Annotated in this window: 13 protein-coding genes and 1 pseudogene; 12 read left to right on the plus strand and 2 right to left on the minus strand. The window is 58.8% G+C overall.

Features of this window, described 5'->3' with window-relative positions; genetic code table 11:
* The first annotated feature begins 271 nt into the window (after positions 1-271).
* The 9 genes and pseudogenes from CPA42_RS02500 to CPA42_RS02540 all read left to right on the plus strand — a co-directional run bounded on the left by CPA42_RS02500 (position 272) and on the right by CPA42_RS02540 (position 9,842).
* Positions 272-1,766: pseudogene (locus CPA42_RS02500) on the plus strand (CoA-acylating methylmalonate-semialdehyde dehydrogenase).
* A 95-nt stretch (positions 1,767-1,861) separates the two neighbouring features.
* Complete coding sequence (locus CPA42_RS02505) at positions 1,862-2,842, plus strand: LacI family DNA-binding transcriptional regulator (RefSeq protein WP_002516651.1); 981 nt, start codon at positions 1,862-1,864, stop codon at positions 2,840-2,842.
* 136 nt (positions 2,843-2,978) lie between these two features.
* Positions 2,979-4,193, plus strand: coding sequence for a Gfo/Idh/MocA family protein (locus CPA42_RS02510; protein WP_002516719.1), 1,215 nt, complete (start codon positions 2,979-2,981; stop codon positions 4,191-4,193).
* A gap of 44 nt (positions 4,194-4,237) precedes the next feature.
* Positions 4,238-5,236, plus strand: a complete 999-nt coding sequence (locus tag CPA42_RS02515) for a sugar phosphate isomerase/epimerase family protein (protein WP_002516687.1) — start codon at positions 4,238-4,240, stop codon at positions 5,234-5,236.
* 62 nt (positions 5,237-5,298) lie between these two features.
* Positions 5,299-6,174 (plus strand): sugar phosphate isomerase/epimerase family protein, encoded by an 876-nt coding sequence (locus tag CPA42_RS02520; RefSeq protein ID WP_002518774.1) that lies wholly within the window; start codon positions 5,299-5,301, stop codon positions 6,172-6,174.
* Between the two features lie 209 nt (positions 6,175-6,383).
* Complete coding sequence (locus tag CPA42_RS02525; RefSeq protein ID WP_002516633.1) at positions 6,384-7,595, plus strand: Gfo/Idh/MocA family protein; 1,212 nt, start codon at positions 6,384-6,386, stop codon at positions 7,593-7,595.
* A gap of 148 nt (positions 7,596-7,743) precedes the next feature.
* Positions 7,744-9,351: an MFS transporter gene (locus CPA42_RS02530; RefSeq protein ID WP_024513540.1), complete on the plus strand. Its 1,608-nt coding sequence runs from the start codon at positions 7,744-7,746 to the stop codon at positions 9,349-9,351.
* 173 nt (positions 9,352-9,524) lie between these two features.
* Positions 9,525-9,680 (plus strand): hypothetical protein, encoded by a 156-nt coding sequence (locus CPA42_RS02535; protein WP_002518775.1) that lies wholly within the window; start codon positions 9,525-9,527, stop codon positions 9,678-9,680.
* A gap of 33 nt (positions 9,681-9,713) precedes the next feature.
* The gene (locus CPA42_RS02540; RefSeq protein ID WP_002516645.1) at positions 9,714-9,842 is read left to right on the plus strand and encodes a hypothetical protein; all 129 of its coding nucleotides are present in this window, start codon (positions 9,714-9,716) and stop codon (positions 9,840-9,842) included.
* Between the two features lie 118 nt (positions 9,843-9,960).
* Here the strand turns inward: CPA42_RS02540 and CPA42_RS02545 are convergent, their stop codons facing one another.
* Positions 9,961-10,866 (minus strand): TIM barrel protein, encoded by a 906-nt coding sequence (locus CPA42_RS02545; protein ID WP_002518776.1) that lies wholly within the window; start codon positions 10,864-10,866, stop codon positions 9,961-9,963.
* 155 nt (positions 10,867-11,021) lie between these two features.
* Here CPA42_RS02545 and iolG point away from each other — a divergent pair, with 155 nt between their 5' ends.
* From iolG to CPA42_RS02560, 3 genes are all read left to right on the plus strand, one after another.
* On the plus strand, positions 11,022-12,008 hold the full coding sequence (gene iolG, locus CPA42_RS02550) for an inositol 2-dehydrogenase (protein ID WP_002516663.1): 987 nt from the start codon (positions 11,022-11,024) through the stop codon (positions 12,006-12,008).
* A gap of 205 nt (positions 12,009-12,213) precedes the next feature.
* On the plus strand, positions 12,214-13,023 hold the full coding sequence (locus tag CPA42_RS02555) for a CPBP family intramembrane glutamic endopeptidase (RefSeq protein ID WP_002516733.1): 810 nt from the start codon (positions 12,214-12,216) through the stop codon (positions 13,021-13,023).
* The gene (locus CPA42_RS02560; protein ID WP_002516642.1) at positions 13,010-13,696 is read left to right on the plus strand and encodes a copper homeostasis protein CutC; all 687 of its coding nucleotides are present in this window, start codon (positions 13,010-13,012) and stop codon (positions 13,694-13,696) included. The genes CPA42_RS02555 and CPA42_RS02560 overlap by 14 nt, the downstream gene beginning before the upstream one ends.
* A 13-nt stretch (positions 13,697-13,709) precedes the next feature.
* On the opposite strand, the gene CPA42_RS02565 is transcribed toward CPA42_RS02560, so the two are convergent.
* Positions 13,710-14,543, minus strand: coding sequence for a serine hydrolase (locus CPA42_RS02565; protein WP_002518777.1), 834 nt, complete (start codon positions 14,541-14,543; stop codon positions 13,710-13,712).
* Positions 14,544-14,649: the final 106 nt, after the last annotated feature.

The following is a 14,649-nucleotide window of genomic DNA, read 5'->3' on the forward strand; positions in this document are numbered from 1 at the left end:
GGAACTGCCCCAACGACAAACATGTTAGCACAATTGCCAGGGAATCTACACAACGGTTGCGGGGGTGGTGTTACTTCATTAGCGGCATGTTGGTGGGCACCGAGATGTTCTGGCGGCGTTGCGAGCGCTTGGATAGACGGGGTGGGTCTGCGGTCTGGAACCGGGATTTCTATTTGTTAGTACAAATTACGTCAAATAGGCTATTATGAGCTGCGTTGGCCACGGAGCTGGTCGCCCCCGACGTCCATCGACAACGAAGGAGTTCTCGAGCATGAAGACCATTAGACAATGGGTCGGTGGTGAGTACTACGAGGGATCTCCGCTGGGAGTGATTCCCGTTGAGAACCCCGCAACCGGTGAGGTAACTGCAGAGCTGTTGCAGGCGTCCAAGGAAGATTTGGACCACACCGTAGAGGTGGCCCGTGATGCGCAGAAAGAGTGGGCAAACTACTCGCTGTCAAAACGAGTGGCGATCATGTTCAAGATGCGCCAGCTCGTGCTAGACCACCAGGACGAGATGGCGCGGCTCATTGTCGAGGAGCACGGCAAGAACTACTCCGACGCGATTGGCGAAATCCAGCGTGGTCGGGAGACCTTTGACTTCGCGACAGCGATCAACGTTGCCCTTAAAGGCGAATACTCTCATGACGTGTCCACCGGAGTCGACATCCACACCACCCGTCAGCCGGTCGGTGTCGTCGCGGGTATCTGCCCGTTCAACTTCCCAGCCATGGTCCCGATGTGGATGCACCCGCTGGCCGTTGCTACTGGAAATGCCTTCATTCTTAAGCCAGCATCGCCTACGCCGTCCGCTTCGCTCCTCACCGCGGAGCTCTACAAAGAGGCCGGGCTTCCCGACGGCGTCTTTAACGTGCTTTCGGGGGACCGCCGCAGTGTTCAGGACATCCTGGTTCACCCGGGTATCGACGCTATTTCGTTTGTTGGTTCGACGCCAGTGGCTCACATTGTCCAAGACACCGGCGTAAGCCATGGCAAGCGCGTCCAGGCCCTCGGCGGTGCGAACAACCACGCCATTGTCATGCCCGACAGCGATCTGGACTTTGCTGCCCAGCACATCTCCGCATCCGCTTTCGGAGCTGCTGGTGAGCGTTGCATGGCCCTTCCTGTGGTCGTCGCCGTCGGGGGCTGCGGTCCGCAAGTAGCCGAGAAAGTTAAGAAGCATGCCGAGGCCATCAAGGTCGGAGAGGGCATGGGCGAGGGTGTCGAGATGGGACCCGTCATCTCCGCCAAGGCCAAAGATCGTATCGTCGGCCTCATCGATGATGCGGAGAAGCGTGGTTCGAAGGTCGTCCTTGACGGGCGCGGCCTTACAGTCCCGGGCTACGAGAACGGGCACTTTCTCGGCCCGACAGTCCTTGACGACGTGCCCCTGGATGCCCCGGTCTACACCGAGGAGGTTTTTGGTCCGGTACTCGCCATCGTGCATGCCGACACCTACGAGGAGGCGCTGAAGATCGTCAACGCTCAGCCATTTGGTAACGGTTCTGCCATATTTACCAACGATGGCGGTGTGGCCCGTCGCTTCACCCTTGATGTGGAGGCGGGCATGGTTGGTGTCAACGTGCCGATTCCGACCCCGGTCGCGTTCTATTCGTTCGGTGGCTGGAAGGAGTCGCTGCTGGGCGATACCCACATTCACGGGTCCAGAAGGCGTTACCTTCTACACCCGTGCTAAGGCAATCACCGAGCGCTGGCCAACGGAGAAGACCTACGCCGCGACGATGTCGTTCCAGCGCGAGGAGTGACACGGCGTATGTAGATCGAGGCGGTCAGGACCTGTTCCTGGCCGCCTCGTTACCCTTGTGCCGATGTCACCATGCCGACGGGAAGGGGCACGTCGATGCGCAACCCAACTCAGACCGATGTTGCACGCATGGCTGGGGTCTCTCGTGGTCTGGTATCCCTGGCCCTGGCGGGACGCCCCGGAGTCTCGTCAGCCACTCGTCGGCGCCTCCAAGACGCAGCCGATAGGCTTGGTTACAGCCGGGATCTGTCAGCCGCCAGCTTGGCGACAGGGAGCTCTCCGGTATTGGGAATAATCCTTCCCAACTTGCGTAATCCCTTTTTCGAGACGGTCGTCTCGTATCTTTCCGTCGCGGCGGAGCGTGTTGGGTGGTTACCGCTCGTGGGCACCGCCTCGGACGACACTCGCCATGAAGAGGCGGTGCTGCGCCGGTTTCGCGAGTTCCGAGCTGTTGGAGTCATTGTCGTTTCGCCAGTGGGGGACCTCGAGTCGCTTGCCGCACTCAGCGGCCCCACATCACCCCTGGTTCTGCTGGGAGCCGAGAACCAATCTGGCGTCGTCCCCTGTGTCCACGTCGACGAGGACACCGCGGCACAACTCATCGTTGAGCACCTGGGCTCACAGGGAGTGCGTCGCGTTGTCTCTCTGGCTGAGGAATGCGGATCGGGGATGGTGTGGGTGCTACGGCGACGCGCAGCCCTTATTGCAGCATGTCAGTCTGCTGGAATCGAGTGTGTACCCGCAATAGTGGAACGAGGTGAGGCGGTCGCTCCCATTCTGGCGCGCTTCATTGACGACGCGCAGACCGATGTCGGTGTCGTGGCGCACAATGATGTCGTCGCGCTCGATGCCCTGTCGGTACTGCGCTCCGTGGGGCTGGAGTCTCGGCGGTGGATTCCCGTTGTGGGTTTCGACGACACTCATCTGGCCTCGCGCCCGGAGTTTGATCTGACGTCGGTGAACCAGCAACCCGGCGCGTTAGTAGACGTCGCGCTCGACATGGTGGCAGGTGCGGTCCGAGGTCTCGATCACACCGTTGAGCCTCGCCTGGTCGTCAGATCCTCCTCGAAGCGCTGATGACCGGTGGGCCTGCAATGATGCAGCTCCGCATATTCCTTGACAGGACAAACTGCCCATGAGATCCTGGAACCAGGATTTAACGCGCGTTAAATCATGCTGTGAAACCTACTGACATCGTCGTCGAGGAGAGCACATGTCGGCATTATCACAACCAGCCACGTCGCAGCGGCATCCCTTGTCGGTGGCCGTCATCGGAGCCGGTATGGCTGGTCGAACGCACGCCAACGCCTGGCGCCAGGTCGGGACCGTGTTCGGATCCGAGGGGATACCCCCTATACGGCTCGCTGCCATCTGTGACTCTTACGAGCCCTTCGCCCGTAGTGCCCGCGACAGTTATGGCTACGAAAGAGCAGTAACTGACTGGCATGACATCGTGGACGCTGACGATATAGACGTCGTGTCGGTCGTCGTGTCGAACGCACTGCATCGTCAGGTCGCCGAGGACCTGGTCCGGGCTGGCAAACATGTCCTGTGTGAGAAGCCACTGTCTGACAGCTTGGAGAATGCCAGGGCGATGGCTGAGCTGGAAGCTAATTCCCAGGTCGTCACCGGCGTCGGCTTCAGTTACCGACGCCACCCCTCAGTCGCTGCAATAGCCGAACTGGTGCGACAAGGCCGTCTAGGTGATGTTACGACGTTTTCTGGGCGGTATTGGTGTGGGTACGGCGTCGATCCCACCGTGCCGATGGCATGGCGCTATCGAGGCCCTCAGGGCTCGGGCGCCCTGGGGGACCTTGGTTCGCACATCATCGATGTGGCCGAGTTCGTCTGTGGTCCGATACGAAGCGTCCGTGGTGGGGCTTTTGCCACGATTATCGATAAGCGTCCGCCCGCGCTGGAGGGAGTTGCAGGAGGACGTGGGATGACGGTGTCGGCGCAGGCCATCGAAACCGTGGAAAATGACGACATTGCAGTATTCAATATGACCTTCGAGTCCGGGGCCATTGGTACGATTGTCGTTTCCCGTGTTGCATTTGGCCTGCCCAATTCGATGGAGTTCGACGTCTTCGGTACCCAGGGGCGGGCCTCATTCGATCTGGCCCGCTCCGGTGAGATCATTGTGGACGACACATCAACCCCAGAAGGATTCAGCGGGCCTCGTCAAGTATTGTCCAATCCAACTTTCCCCTATTACAAGGGTGGATCATCCATGGATTTTGCTGGTGTTGGCAGCACTCAGATCGAACAATTTACCTATCAAGCGAGGGCTTTCCTCGACCAGGTCTTGGGGTTGGACGAAGGGTTTCCTCTGGTGCCGTCCTTCGCGCACGGGTACCGAACAATGTGTATCGCCGATGCCGTCGCTCGATCTGCGGCGGCCGGTGGGAAAACCATTGATCTCACCTGACACCACCGTGATCACATATCCGTTACAGAAACTAGGAGTCCGACATGTCCATGAATATCGGGGCCTACACCGCCTGTCTCCATAACTACGATCTCGCCGAGGCGCTTGACATCCTTAAAACCAACGGATTGACCGGCGCTGAGGTCAATGTCGGCGGATTCATTCCCTCGCCTCATTGTCCAGTCGATACGCTCATGACCTCCCAGACCGCCCGCGAGGACTACATGGGTATATTCGAGGATAAAGAAATGCGGCTGGCGGGCCTGAACACGTCTGGCAATCCGCTCAGTCCGTTGCCTGATGTCGGTCCGCGGCACGCATACGACTTGCGACGGGCGATCGAGTTGGCTGGAAAGCTGGGTATCACGGATCTCGTCTGTATGTCAGGCACGCCAGGATCAGATCGCCATGCTAAGTATCCATCGTGGGTAGTTAATCCGTGGAATGGTGTCGAACTTGAAGTGCTCGAGTATCAGAAAAGTGTTGTCGACCCGTTCTGGCGCGAGATGGACCTGCGCGCCCAAGATGCTGGGGCCAAACTCGCCTTAGAGCTCCATCCTCACAACCTTGTTTTCACGCCGGTGAACTTCCTGGAGTTTGCCGAGCGTATTGACGCGAGGAACATTGGCGTCAATATGGACCCATCACACCTGATGTGGCAGGGCATGGATATCATCGCCGCTATCGAGCTATTGGGCGACCATATCTTCCATGTCCATGCCAAGGACACCGTCATCTTGCCCGGGATAGCAACTAGGGGGGTGCTTGACTCGAGTTTTGGTCCGGTACCAGATGATCCGGACGTTCGCGTTCAGACAGGAATGGAGCACTACTGCTCCTCGTGGCCTTCTGATCCGGCATGGAGATTCGTGGCAATCGGCAATGGCCACGATGTCACGTGGTGGACCAATTTCCTTCGTGCTATCCGAGACGTAAACCCAGGGATGAACATCAATATCGAGCACGAGGACCAATCTCTGGCGCAGCTTGATGGTATCGCTGTTTCAGCTCGAAACCTCTTGGCCGCAGAACAGGCCGTATGAGAACGTCTGCGGTCGCGGTGTTCTGGTGAAACGGTAGACCGTTACCGCACCTTACCGACAGGATGATGATCATGGTGGATATTGCTCTAGACCCTAATATGTACTACTGCTCGATGTCGACGGCGGACACGTTACGCAAAGCGGCAGATCTGGGCTTCCGATACGTGGAGTTGTCTCCGAATGAGGAGTTTCACTTTTGGCATCGGTATCCCAAAGCTGATGACGCCTTTGTTACCGAGATGCGCAAGGCAGTCAGAGAAACGGGGGTTACCATACGGACACTGAATCCGGTGTTTAACTGGTCGAGCCCCGATGAGGCCGAGCGACGCAACCAGATGCGCAACTGGCGACGTCTGTTGGAGCTGGCCGACCAGTTAGATGTGCATGAGATCACCTCCGAGTTCTCGGGTGATCCCAATAGTCCCAGGGAATGCGAGGTCGCGTGGTATCGCTCCATCGAGGAGCTTGCCCCCAGTTTCGAGAGGTACGGAATCAGGCTCAACATGGAAGCGCACCCATATGACTTCATCGAACTCCATGACGACGCCTGTCGGACCGTTCGTGGGACTAATCTCGACTGGATAGGTTACGAGTACTGCTGCCCGCACACTTTCCATCTGTCGAACGGGGCCGGTGATGTCCGCCGTATGATTCACGGCTGCGCCGACCGGTTGCGGGAGGTTCACGTCGCAGATGCGTTTAACCATGCTGCACACGACGGGAATAGGTACATCATTAATCCACCAGGTGCCGATGTGCGAGTGCATCAACACAATGAAATCGGTCTCGGTGATGTGCCCTTTGACGACGTGTTCGAAGCCCTACGTGACGTCGGTTTTGATGGTGTTATGTCGGTGTGTGTCTTTGGTTGGCACGAGAGAGCCGATGAGATAAACAAGTCGATGCTTGCTCGTCTCAATCGCGAGTTCGTGGCTTGATCCATGCCAGATGCGACGTGGTGGTTTCCCTCGGACGGCCCCCGGGGACCGGTGATGCCGGCCGATGATTGACTATGACGGTTGGTGTCCTAGCTGGAAGGGTGCCCGGCTAAGAGGGTGGACAAGGGCACTCGGTGTGCTATCTTTTTGACAGGACAAATGCACAGGGTTGTGCGTAGGTCCGTCGGCTATGGGAGCTGGCGCGATTCATGGGGGTAGTGATGGAGAAGAGACGAACCATTGGTGTCGGCGTGGTTTCGCTGGGATGGATGGGGAGGCTGCACACTCGTGCGTACAAAGCACTTGCCGAAAAGTTTCCAGAGATTGACGTAAATATCCGACTGGTTTCGTGTTGCGATGTGGTAGCGGAAAACCGAAGGCAAGCAGTGGACCGGCTGGGATTCTGCACTGCGGTTGAGGACTACCACGATCTCATCGGCAATCCCGAAGTAGATGTCGTCTCCATCTGCGCGCCAAATTTCCTGCATCGCGATATCGCTCTTGCCGCTGCGGAGGTGGGAAAGCCGTTCTGGATTGAGAAGCCGATGGGGACTAACGCGAAGCAGTCCCGCCAAATCGCTGAAGCAGCAGAGGCCAAGGGGCTCGTTACCTCGGTGGGATTCAACTATCGGCACACTCCCTCTATCGAGTTCGCACGCCAGCTGATAGCTGATGGTCGCCTGGGGACGGTGACCAATGCCAGGGCATGGCTCATCGCGGACTACGCGTCTGATCCGCACGGGCCACTGACGTGGCGTTATGACAGGGAGCGGGCCGGTGCCGGCGTCATCCTCGATCTCATGGGTCACGGAGAGGATCTCGTCCAGTATCTACTCAAAGGGAGATTCACTGAGGTGTCCGCTGTGTCCGAGACGTTCATCCGTCAGCGTCCCAAGCCACTCAAGGAGGGCATCGGCCACACAGGTTGGGTCGTCTCGGACGAGCTCGGGCCGGTGGGCAACGAGGATTATTGCGCTGTCATCGCCCGTATGGAAAACGGAGTGATGTGCACCCTGGAGTCCAGTCGGGTCAGTGTTGGGCCGCGCGCGGAGTACATCGTCGAGATCTATGGAACCGACGGATCAATCCGGTGGAACTTCGAGGATCTCAACCATTTGCAGGTCTGTCTGGGGCGAAACAATCGTGCCCTGCAGGGATATGTCAACTGCATGGCCGGACCAGACTTCCCGGAGTTCATGCGTTTCCAACCGGGAGCCGGAACATCCATGGGCTTCGACGACATGAAGGTCGTTGAGGCTGCGAAATTCGTCCGAGGGGTCTTGGATGGGCAGCAATATGGCCCATCTGTCGCCGATGGTTGGGCCTCAGCGGAGGTCAATGACGCGATCGTTGCCTCCTGTGGGGACCATGCCTGGCATGACGTGAAGCCGGTTTCGGGGAGAACCACGTTCGATAAGTGACCGCGTCATCGCGTGTCTGTGACCAGGCCTGGCGGCACAACCAGGTCGCCGGTGGGAACTTCCGCCGGATGGACTGGGGCGGGAGCTGCCCCTGACTTGAAAGGGTGACATGAGTACACCTCCACGCATTAGAGAAGACATCAGCCGGATGGTTGATGAGACTCCGCCGTCCGGCAAACACCGGGGCATCGGGGCGCTTGCTGCCGTGGCGACCCTGGGATCCCTACTCTTTGGATATGACACAGGTGTCATATCGGGGGCGCCTCCCTACCTGTACATGCCCCACCTGGCTGGCGGTCTCGCCTTAACACCGATGCAGGAGGGCGCCATCGGCGGCACACTCCTCATCGGCGCTGCAATTGGCGCCGTGACCGGCGGCATCATGTCCGATCGGTGGGGGCGGCGCCATAACATCACGATACTCGCGGTCATCTTCTTGCTGGGGGCCCTAGGCACGACGTTCTCGCCGAACGTGTTCGTGATGTACGTCTTCCGCTTCGTGCTGGGATTCGCTGTCGGCGCAGCGTCAGCCACTGTTCCGGTGTACCTTGCTGAAAACGCGCCAAAGCGCATCAGGGGGTCGATCGTGGCTATCGACCAACTCATGATCGTCACCGGTCAGCTGTTGGCGTTCTCCATGAACGCCATCATTAACGCCGCTCATGGCGGTCCGCAGTTGATCATCAAGGCCAACAACAATCCGGACAGCCTCGGGATCACCAAGGGCACCTATTCGTGGGACCAGATTCTGGCTCTCCAGGCTTCGAAGGGCGGGCCGCTGGAGGGGGACCAGTACCGCGCGTTCGTGGAGAATCTCGTCATCCAGTCTGGTAACGGTGCGGCCTGGCGGTGGATGCTGGTGCTGTGCTCAATCCCGGCCATCGCGCTGTGGATAGGTATTCGCCTCATGCCTGAGTCGGCTCGTTGGTACTTGGCCAAAGGTCGGGTGGCTGATGCTGTCGGAGCTCTCAAACGAGTGCGCGATCCCCAGAAGGATGGTCCTCTGGATGCTGAGGTCGAGGAGATGCTTGTCACCCAGCAGCGCGAGTTGGAGAACAAGTATCAGGGCAACGCCTTTGCCCATGTGTGGCGAACGCCGTGGCTACGCAAACTCATGCTAGTAGGTATCTTCCTTGCAATCGTCAACCAGACGACAGGCGTTAATACCGTGATGTATTACGCGCCGAAAGTACTGGAGTATGCCGGTATGACGACCTCTGCCTCGATCACCGCGCAGGTGGCCAATGGTGTCATGTCCGTCATTGGTTCTGTTGGTGGTTTGTGGCTTATCCTCAAGTTCAGCCGGCGTAGTTTACTCATTTTCGACGTCTCCGCCGTGGGCATTACTTTGCTTGTCATTGCGGGAACCTTCCAGTTCACAATCGCCCCGCACATTGCTGACAAGACCACGCCGCCGACGTGGGCACCGTACCTCATCCTTGGTCTTATGGCGGTGTTTATGCTTATCGTGCAATCTACCAATGGCACGGTGGTGTGGACCATGCTCGGTGAGATGTTCCCGGCAAACGTCCGCGGCATCATGAATGGCACGGCCATCTTCTTCATGTGGGTTATTAACGCTGTCATCACCTTCACCTTCCCGTCCATGATGGCAAGTCTGGGAGGTGGGTTGACGTACACCATCTACGGCATGATGAATCTCGTCATCGCAGTAGTCCTCTTCAAGATCATGCCTGAGACCCGAAATAAGTCCTTGGAGCAGATCGAAACGTACATGGAAGAGCGCTACTCCTGAGCTCGTCTGGTGTGCTGAAGGGGTGTGTGGTTGTGGCCGTACACCCCTCACCGCCGTACTGCGGTGCTACGGAAGTTCGGTGAGCCGTTCTTCGAGATGAGTCGGCTGAACGGCACTGTTTATGACGGGTGTGCCCTATGAGGCACAGTACTGTGCCTCATCGGTGCGCTGCCATGACCGCATATCGAGCGGTCCGGCGGGGCGCAGATCTGAGATACGGCGAGTCTGAGGCAGTTGTTGCCACAGGGGCGGGCTCGAACATCCTGCACTTCGCCAGGGCTATGGGGTCAGACCCCATCATTGCCATCGACGTCAAAGACGGAAGATAGGGGCCTGGCGTCACTCATACCGTCAACTCCGTCATGCAAGACGCTAGGCAGAAAGTATTCGAGATTACGGATAGCCGTGGCGTCGAGATCGCCTTTGAGGCGTTGGGTATTCCCGTGACATGGATGTCCTTTGCGGACGGGGTGGGCACATGGTGCCAGTAAGGCCGGGAGCAGGAGTGTCAACCGCCAGTGTGGAGATTAACGGAACCGCATGGTGGCCCGTCCTCCGCGGAGGACGGGCCACCATCGTGATCCAACTTGGCTCAGCGGCGTGCAGGGCTCATCGTCCCAGCGATGCCAGGGCCTCGTAAGATTTCTTGGCGTTGATAATCGGGCCGTCGTCGGCGGGTGGTTCCTCGTCGATCATGATGTCCTGCTCTAGGACGTAATAACCATCGAACCCGGCTTCATCAAGGAGCCTCACGATGGCTGCAAAGTCGATATCACCGTCGCCGATGGGTGCGAACATCCCGGCGCGAATGCCTTCGGACCAGGTGATCTCGCCAGGCAAAAGCTTGTCGGCCATCTCCTTATGGACATCTTTGGCGTGGACAATGTCGACGCGGTTGGCGTACTTACGCACCAGCTCAACGACATCGGTACCACCACAGGCCAGATGGCCAGTGTCCAGGCACAGCCCGATCGAGGAGTTCTCGAGCACGCGGATCACTTCGTCACGGTTCTGGACCATCGTTCCCCAATGGGGGTGTAGACAGGCGGTGACGTTGCGGCTGGCGCAGACTTCGCGGATCTGGTCCAGGTTGGTGAATAGCGTTTTCCAGCCGGCCTCGTCGAGGACAGGGCGGTCGTCGTATCCATCGCGTCCGGAATCCGTGGCGAGGATGAGATAGTCACCCCCGGCAGCTTCGAAGGCGTCAAGCTCCTTGTTCACCATGGGGATCGGATCGAAGTCCGGATCGTGCATGACGGACAGGAAGAACGCTCCCACGGGCTTGAGACCGTACTTTTTCACTTCTGTGGCGCGGGCTTCTGCCTCAATAGGTAACCAGCCCTGGGGGCCAAACTCGGTGGCGGTGAGGCCGATCTGCTTCATCTCGGTGAGGACTCGCTCCGGCGTCATCTGGTAGCCCCAGTTCGGGACCTCGCAGACGCCCCAGCTGATGGGCGCTCCGGCAATCTTCATCGATGTGCTCCTCGTGTCTTGGAGGCCTGAGCTCCTGTGCATCAGGCCGCTCTCGGTAGTATATGTCCTGTCAAATAGTGGGGCAATAGCTGTCGCTGGCGTGGGAATCGGTATTGATGACGGGCTTTGTGCTAACATTAGGGAGTCTTGCCGTTACTGGTGAGAATCCAGCTTTGTCGAACACAGGGGTTCACAGCATGATCAGGATCGCCATCATTGGAGCCGGACGCATCGGTCACGTCCATGCCCGAGCCATTCAAGGACGCAACGATGTCACGTTGGCGCTCGTTTGTGACCCATTCGAGCAGAACGCGCGTGCTCTCGCTGGTGAGTATGACGTGCGCTATTGCTTGGATCCGGACGAGGTTTTCGACGACTCCACAATCGACGCTGTTGTCATTGGGTCTCCAACCCAGTTCCATGTCGACCATATCCTCAAGGCCGTCAATGGTGGCAAACGAGTGATGTGTGAGAAGCCGATCGCACTGGACGTCGAGTCCGCCAAGAGGTGCATCAACGAACTGGGTGATCGCGCCGATCAGGTGATGATGGGGTTCAACCGCCGTTTCGACCCGACGTTCAGCGCGTTGAAGAGCCGCCTCGACGATGGGGAGATCGGTAGCCTGCAGCAGCTCACCGTGATCTCCCGAGACCCGGCAGCCCCGTCGGCGTCCTACATCGCGGGGTCCGGGGGCATCTTCAAAGATATGACGATCCATGATTTCGACATGGTGCGGCATTTCCTTGGTGACATTGCAGAGGTTAACGCCGTGGGCACCAATGTCTCCCCGGAGATCGCTGAGCAGGGCGACTTCGATCAAGTAATTGTCACCCTGAAATCACGTGACGGCAAGCTCGCCACCATCATCAACTCGCGGACCTGCGCCTTCGGATACGATCAGCGTTTAGAGGCATTTGGGGCCGACGGCATGCTTAGCGCCGACAACCTCACCGACGCCGCAGTGCGCATGGCCACTAGTACCCAAACCGACGCGAAGACCGCAATCATGGACTTTTTCCTTGAGCGTTACGAAGACGCCTACCGCATCGAGTTGGAAACCTTCCTTGACTCGATCGCCATCGGCGGTGCGGTTTCTCCGTCGGTGCGTGACGGCTATGAGGCCCTTGTCCTGGCCGATGCAGCTACGCGTAGCGCCCAGGAGCATCGCGTCGTCGCCCTGTGATGCCACTCGGTACGATCACGGGGTGAGCACCGATAACCAATGCTCGACGGGTTCGTTGTCCGGGGACGCTGAACCCGTCGAAGTGCCGCCACAACACGGCGTTACTGGCCTGCCCCCTGGCCCCTCTCGTACCTGCAAACGCCCTGTTGTCCAATTCCTCGCCGGAGCCGGAACATTTCATCCGCTGTTGTCATTGTTAGCAGCAATGGTCATCCTCGGCGTGGGACAGGCTGGTTTTGACTTGGTACTCACCGCTCTGGTTGGCGGTCATCCAGACGCTCAGACCTCGACGATCTTGTTACTGGCATCCTTCGCTGGTGTCTGGCTGGTGTTGTGGGCGTGGATGCGGTTCGTCGAGCAGCGGCCCATGAGCTGTCTTGGTTTTCGCGGGCCCGGCAGTGACGTCTGGATTGGGGTAGCCATCGCGATCGCAATCCTCGCTATCGACGTTGTGGTGATGACGGTCAGCGGCCAGGTGACGATGTCGTGGGCCAGGCCGAGCATCATGGCTGCGGTGTTCATTGTCGCTGCGATCTTGCTGTTTCTGGTGCAGGGATGCGCTGAGGAGGCCGTGCTGCGCGGCTATCTTATGCAGTCCGTGGCAGCGAAATGGGGGATTCCTGCCGGACTGGCTATTCAAGCCGTCGTTTTTGCTGCGCTTCATGGGGCTAACCCAGGCACAACATGGGTGGCATTAGTCAACGTCACAGGGTTCGGCCTCATGCAGGGTCTGCTGGTGGTGTGGCGAGGCAACCTGCTCGCGGCGATGGGTTTCCACACAGTCTGGAATTGGTTGCAGGGGATGGTGTTAGGATTCGATGTCTCGGGTCTGGAGCTTCACCACAGCGTCATGACGACTGCTAGGACAACTGGCTCACACTCCTGGCTAACTGGGGGAACCTTCGGGGCGGAGGGATCCGTCATTAACACGATTGTCTTGGCTATCCTTATTACTTGCCTTCTCGTGACGATGAGGCACGATTGGCGCGACAATGAAGCCTATGGCATTGCTTGAGGTCATCTGTCTGCACGAACACGACGCTAAGCGGGCAGCGGCGGGAGGCGCCGATCGCATCGAGTTGGTCGGCACGATGGATGACGGTGGCTTGGCGCCCAGCCCCGAATTATTGGCACGTACCCTCAGTGCTGTCCACATCCCGGTGCGTCCCATGCTGCGTCTGGACGGTGGGTTTCGGGCTGATCCGCGTCGTCGTGACGAGATACTGCGTTTGGCCAGTGCGTACCGCGATCTGGGAGCTGACGGTCCGGTGCTGGGGTTTCTTGACGAAGCCACCGGAGTCGACGTCGAGACTGTCATCGAGTTGACGGAGGGGTGTCAGCGTTGGACTTTCCACCGCGCTATTGATAACTGCCTGGAGCCGGACAAAGCATGGGCGCAATTGCTTGGCTTGCATGGGCTTGACCAGGTGCTGACAGCGGGATCGCCGCGAGGAGTTGAGCACGGCCTGGACGATCTCATTGCCCGAGCTTCAGCGGATCTTCGGGTAGCCGACCTCATTATGGCTGGTGGCGGGTTGCGCGCTGAACACGTCCCGTGGCTGTATCGGGCCGGCGTCCGGGCCTTCCACATCGGTAGCCCTGCACGGCCCCAAGGGTCATGGAAAGCGTGGGTGGATGCTGACTTGGTGAGGTCCTGGCGAGATCTCCTCGACCGCTTGGCCGGATGAGGTCAGGATCGCGTCAGAACGCTTGGATCCAGATATCCCGGGTGCCCGGTGCTCGAAAGGAAACGTGCCCGTGATCATCTTCGACGCCCTGAGGCTTCGGGGCGGTGGTCTGGGTCGGCGCCGTTGATGAGGAAGGAGTTGTGACGCTACGAGGCTGATGGCGGGCAATGATCCGCGCCATTCCCTCGATGGTTTCTACGAGATCGTCCATGGACGCTGTAGCGGAATGGGTCAGACCGACGACGGTATATCCCGCAGTCCCGGTGGAGGCCACTGAATTCACGTGCCAACCATCGTCGAGCGACAGCCAACCGTTCTTGACGAAAGGGGATTTCATGCCCGCCGTCATGCCCCAGTTTTGGTCGTCTTCGACGTTGGACATGAGTTCACGGGCGTACGCACGCATGGACTCGGGAATAATGGTGTTGGGGCAGAAAATGTGGTCAGCAAGTGCGACCTGATCGGCGGCAGTCGTCGATGTCAGACCCCAACGGCCCTCAGGATCGAAGGTAGTGTGGGTGGCTCCCATACGACGCATCGCCGTGCGGACCCCATCAGCTTTGCCAACCTTTTTCCACAGCGCAGTCGCAGCGTCGTTACTCGAATTCTCGATCATGGGAACTAGAAGGTTCTTCTCGCCCTCGGTGAGCTGACGCTTCTCGCCAACAGCCTGGATCATCACGGTTTCCATAATCGCCAGCTTGATGATGGAGGCGGTGATGTAGGTGGTCGCACCGTGATTGAAAACCTGGATTTCGCGCTGACCGTGCACCCGCATCGCCACGGACTGCTCCCCGTCACGGGTATTGAGGTATGTGCTCAGCTCATCCTGGTAGGGAAAGGGCACGTATGGGCCGGGAGCCGCAGGGCTCGTCACTGTGGTCGGGACAGGTTTGCGCGGCGCCTTCTTCTGTGGCCTGTTGGTGGCCCGCACTACTGGCACACCAATAGCA

This window comes from Cutibacterium acnes (assembly GCF_003030305.1).
Taxonomy (GTDB): domain Bacteria; phylum Actinomycetota; class Actinomycetes; order Propionibacteriales; family Propionibacteriaceae; genus Cutibacterium; species Cutibacterium acnes.

What these genes read in the sequence shown, in the direction of transcription:
- CPA42_RS02535 (WP_002518775.1), top strand. Translation starts at nt 9,525, where the DNA reads ATGACCGCATATCGAGCGGTCCGGCGGGGCGCAGATCTGAGATACGGC.
- CPA42_RS02545 (WP_002518776.1), bottom strand. Translation starts at nt 10,866, where the DNA reads ATGCACAGGAGCTCAGGCCTCCAAGACACGAGGAGCACATCGATGAAG.
- iolG (WP_002516663.1), top strand. Translation starts at nt 11,022, where the DNA reads ATGATCAGGATCGCCATCATTGGAGCCGGACGCATCGGTCACGTCCAT.
- CPA42_RS02560 (WP_002516642.1), top strand. Translation starts at nt 13,010, where the DNA reads ATGGCATTGCTTGAGGTCATCTGTCTGCACGAACACGACGCTAAGCGG.
- CPA42_RS02525 (WP_002516633.1), top strand. Translation starts at nt 6,384, where the DNA reads ATGGGGGTAGTGATGGAGAAGAGACGAACCATTGGTGTCGGCGTGGTT.
- CPA42_RS02505 (WP_002516651.1), top strand. Translation starts at nt 1,862, where the DNA reads ATGCGCAACCCAACTCAGACCGATGTTGCACGCATGGCTGGGGTCTCT.
- CPA42_RS02555 (WP_002516733.1), top strand. Translation starts at nt 12,214, where the DNA reads ATGGTCATCCTCGGCGTGGGACAGGCTGGTTTTGACTTGGTACTCACC.
- CPA42_RS02515 (WP_002516687.1), top strand. Translation starts at nt 4,238, where the DNA reads ATGTCCATGAATATCGGGGCCTACACCGCCTGTCTCCATAACTACGAT.
- CPA42_RS02510 (WP_002516719.1), top strand. Translation starts at nt 2,979, where the DNA reads ATGTCGGCATTATCACAACCAGCCACGTCGCAGCGGCATCCCTTGTCG.
- CPA42_RS02520 (WP_002518774.1), top strand. Translation starts at nt 5,299, where the DNA reads ATGATGATCATGGTGGATATTGCTCTAGACCCTAATATGTACTACTGC.
- CPA42_RS02530 (WP_024513540.1), top strand. Translation starts at nt 7,744, where the DNA reads ATGGTTGATGAGACTCCGCCGTCCGGCAAACACCGGGGCATCGGGGCG.
- CPA42_RS02540 (WP_002516645.1), top strand. Translation starts at nt 9,714, where the DNA reads ATGCAAGACGCTAGGCAGAAAGTATTCGAGATTACGGATAGCCGTGGC.